2 protein-coding genes and 1 pseudogene are annotated in these 4,357 nt (G+C 39.2%); 2 read left to right on the top strand and 1 reads right to left on the bottom strand.

Annotation, left to right across the window (positions count from 1 at the left end):
• A pseudogene (locus tag C1710_RS08050) lies at positions 1–463 on the bottom strand (hypothetical protein); the annotation flags it as partial.
• A gap of 294 nt (positions 464–757) precedes the next feature.
• Here C1710_RS08050 and C1710_RS08045 point away from each other — a divergent pair.
• Both C1710_RS08045 and C1710_RS08040 read left to right on the top strand, forming a co-directional pair.
• Positions 758–3,715 (top strand): LTA synthase family protein, encoded by a 2,958-nt coding sequence (locus tag C1710_RS08045; RefSeq protein ID WP_102281900.1) that lies wholly within the window; start codon positions 758–760, stop codon positions 3,713–3,715.
• Between the two features lie 84 nt (positions 3,716–3,799).
• Positions 3,800–4,207 (top strand): hypothetical protein, encoded by a 408-nt coding sequence (locus C1710_RS08040; protein WP_146002391.1) that lies wholly within the window; start codon positions 3,800–3,802, stop codon positions 4,205–4,207.
• The last annotated feature ends 150 nt before the right edge of the window (positions 4,208–4,357 follow it).

Genomic DNA, 4,357 nt, shown 5'->3' with positions numbered 1-4,357 from the left:
AGTAGTTACGCTGATTAATAGTTTGAAATCCTTCACTGGCTCCAGATTGACCATCAGCAAAGTAATACCAATTATTGTTGTATGACAACCAACCGGTATGAGAATCTTGCGTTGATGGATCCAAATAATACCATTTATTGTCAACCTTTTGCCAACCACTTTGTGCTTGGCCATCTTGATAATATTTAGTGCTACCATTTGTAGTTACTAAACCATTATTTGGATTTACAGTGACTGACTCCTGCGGTGTAGAACTTGTCACAGTAGTATTATTGTTATTTGTAACAGTGCTGATTTTATCCGAATGATCGACAGGAGTAATGTTATTGTTTGACTCAGTGACGATTAAATTAGCGGAGCTATTTGATGTAGAGTCAGCATGCGCAGTCGTAAACCAACCAACTGAAGTTGCTAATAATACGCTGGCGCAAATTGACACCCAAGGATGATGATAATTTGTCATTATTGTTCCTCCATTTAAAGCGTTCCGTTTTATTGTAGCATAATGAAATAAAAATATTTTTTACAGATGATAATAATCGCACCTAATAGATGACCAAATGTAAATCTTCAGAATTTTATAATACTCTGAATTTATATGACTTTTTCATAGTTGGCTAAATGAATATGAAATAGGGTAATTTTATTTCACATTTTAACTAAATTTTGGTTTGAGAATATAGCGTTTTAATAAATTAGCAGAGTGTTTATCCATTATGTTACAATCTATACTGATTTTTTATTTGGGAGAAAAACAGTGAAACAAAAATCAAATGCATTTTGGACATTATTGTTCAGTTTTTGGTCTATGGTTACATTAATCGTCTGGCGTTGTTCACCGTCAATCTTATTTGCTGCCGGTACTAGTCTTCGCGCAATTACCGGTCAATGGCTTCATATCATCATGTTAGCAGGGATTGCTATGTTACTAATATTGCTGGGCCGAATGAGTACAAAGGTGCAACATAATATTAGGCATACCCTAGTATTTATTACGAAATTGTGGATGTTAATGCTGGTAACAGGAGTGTTGATAACTCTTTTATTGACGATTCGCAATCATTTCCAAGTTACTGACTTATATACGGCGTTATTTCCCATACTACGTAATGAAGTGCCCATTATTAGTGGACTCTTCATCGGATTAGTAATCAGTACTATTACTCAGCAAATTAAGCAACAACACCAACGATGGGTTGGATATGTGTTGTTACTGATTTTGTCCATCCCGTTTGTATTTGGTGTTGATATGTTTCGCCTTCACGGATTACGTAATCCGCTTCTTTTTACAATTTTATTCTTAATTGGCACAATTGACTTTCAAGTATCAAAGCCATTTCGTGTTTTTTTAATCTCTGGAATTGGTTGTTTAGTATTAACCGGTATTATGCCTTATATTTCGGTGTTGAATCATGGTAGTTTAACAAGCGCCGATCGTTTTACTTCTCTGGCTAATCCCTTATTGATAATGGCAGCATATTCCCTAATTCAACTTGCTGACGAACATTGGGCGGTGTTTCCTGATATTTGGCCAACCGTTGTATCTGGGTTAACGTTTGTATGTACTCCAGCGATGGTCAAAGAACTTAAAGGTGACCTTATTAGGCATGCTGGCCATTCAACAATTAAGTTACTGATTCTTGGCTCGGCAGTGTCGTTAATATTGCTAGTAGCTGCTTGGGTCTGGTCTTATGCTACTATCAAACTGTCATCAGCTTTGAATTTGTCATCTGTCTTTGACCGTTTCTTTGCAGAAATTAGTGGGCCAGAAACGCTTGAACCTTGGTTCAATAAGAAAAAAGTTCAAATAAGTGAGGCTGCTCGTAAGCACCACGCAGTATTGATCGCTGTAATTGTTTCTTATCTCTTAGCTTTTGTATCCATGTTGCTGATGAATACCAGTTGGCAAATCACGCCTAATGTTGGTCAGTCATTTAATATTATCATGCTGACCTTCTTTCAAAGGCAGACTATGATTATCTTGAATGCTATCTTTATTTTTGCATTCACCATGTTTTTATGGGCCCTTTTTCGTCGTTACTATGTTGCGTTAATTGGTTCAACTTTTCTTATTTCCATTTGGATTATTGCCAGTCGAATGAAAATATTGGCTCGTAATGAACCGATCATGCCGTCAGAGTTAAAGATGGTAAGCGTTTGGGGTAGTTTAATCAGCATGGCCGGACCAGTAGTAATCATTGCGGTAATTGTTGCATTGATTATCTCAGTGGTGCTTGTTGTCTACCTGGAAAGGAAAGATCATCAAAATAGTTTGAATTGGCAATCAACGATTGCTTCATTGGTTATTTTGCCAGTATTACTTTTTAGTTCTTTGGGATGGAACCATCCAAATTCTGCATTAGATACATTAATGCGAGGATTTGGGGATGATCCGATGTTCTATAATCAATTATCTGGTGCACGAGTGAACGGTCCAATTATTCAGTTCCTCAACAACCTTGATGTGACCGTAATGGCCAAACCGCACGGCTATTCCAGAGCAACAATGATGAAGGTCCGGCATCGATATGCACATGAAGCAAGGATAATTAATAAGCAACGAACGAATAAACTCAGTGACCAGACGATTATTTTTAACCTCAGTGAAAGTTTTTCTAATCCACGGCGAGTACCGGGTGTTTCACTTAAGAACAATCCGATACCGCTAATAGATAGTCTCAAGAAGACAAACACTAGTGGGATTATGGTTAGTTCCGGCTATGGTGGCGGTACGGCCAATATGGAGTACATGACGCTTACCGGGTTTGCGTTGAGTAATTTCTCGGCTACCTTGGCTACTCCGTATACCCAACTTGTTGGGACGCTAGCGCATAATCCTTCCATTGTCGGCAGTTTTAAGCATTCGACGGCGATCCACCCATACCTGGGAACTTTTTATAATCGGAAGACGGTTTATCAGAAGTTTGGCTTTAATGCCTTCCATTATCTAGGTGGCAAAGAGGGGATCAAACACCAGCATAAGATTGATCAGAGCCCATACTTATCTGATCAAACTGCATATGCTAATGTGATGGATCAACTTAGTAATTATCAACATGGGCAGTTCATTCAGCTAGTTACGATGCAGAATCATTTTCCCTATGATCAGAATTTTTATGATGGTCATCGTCAATTCAGTGCCAAAGCAGCTAAGGGAACATCGATTAAAAGCTTAGAAGATTATGCTGTGGGGATTCACCATACTGATCAAGCTGTTAGTCAATTTATCAAGCAAATCGATCAGCTTCAGCGTCCGATTACGTTAGTCTTTTACGGTGATCATTTACCAGGTGGCATTTATGGTAATTCGCTCACTAAAGATGGTCTGAAGTTACATGAGACTGACTACTTTATTTACTCTAACCGGTATGCACGTGAGCATGGCGCTAATCGTAAAATGACGGTCGATACGAAATATGTTGACCCTAATGACTTTATTGCTTTAGCGGCTGAACAGACCAATTCGCGAGTTGAATGGTACCAGGCAATGTTGACCCAGGTTCTTCATCAACTACCAGCATTTGCCTTGGATACCCAGCAGAACACCACTAACCAGTTCAATTCCAAGGGGCAATTCATTGACCAGCGCGGCAAAGTAGTGACTCAAAAGCATTGGACTCGTCAGCAAAAGCAACTTTGGCATGATTACCAGCTAGTGCAGTATGACGTGACGGCTGGAAAGCAGTATTTGGTAAGGGATGGGCAGTTGAAATAAAGAATCGACTATTTTAGTAAGTTGTTAGATAGTCTGACGGAACCTCACAAATTGTTTTGTCAGGCATCGTGGATCATTTGGGTATTGTTGTTATTGAAGGGTGAACGACGTAACCTGCTATTGTACGTGGACAGTGTAATGCTATTTATCCTGCCATTCTTTGAATTTGGCGCGGCTAACGATTTGGTCATGCGTGTGAGTGTACTGGCACTGATAATTATTAACTTTCTGGTCATTAAAGACATTTCGTTGAACTGGCATCGTGACCTTTATTACGCTTCTGTTTTAGTAGGTGGGTTAATCATTGCAGGAGCCGGTCCATTGTGGCAATTGCGTAATGCTGCCGCCCATCATACTATCCACCATCAGACGTACAACATGCCATACCAGACGATTGGCAAATTCTTCCATGTTGAGAAGCATACTGTTTACCAATATGTGGATTGGAGCCAAAGTGGGTTGAGACATGTGTTGATTAGGAAGCAGTACTAAGTAGAAAGAAACCGATCGCTCGGGCGTACAATACCCCTTAGGGTTGACACTTTAAATAATAAAAGTGTCATCTCTAGGGGGTGTTTTGAATAGGAACATATTCAACGACGGAAAAATTAAGGTTACTCAGTAATTACCAAGATTCAGACT

It is taken from the genome of [Lactobacillus] timonensis (genome assembly GCF_900240275.1).
Taxonomy (GTDB): domain Bacteria; phylum Bacillota; class Bacilli; order Lactobacillales; family Lactobacillaceae; genus Limosilactobacillus; species Limosilactobacillus timonensis.
This window is presented reverse-complemented; position numbering and strand designations above follow the sequence as displayed.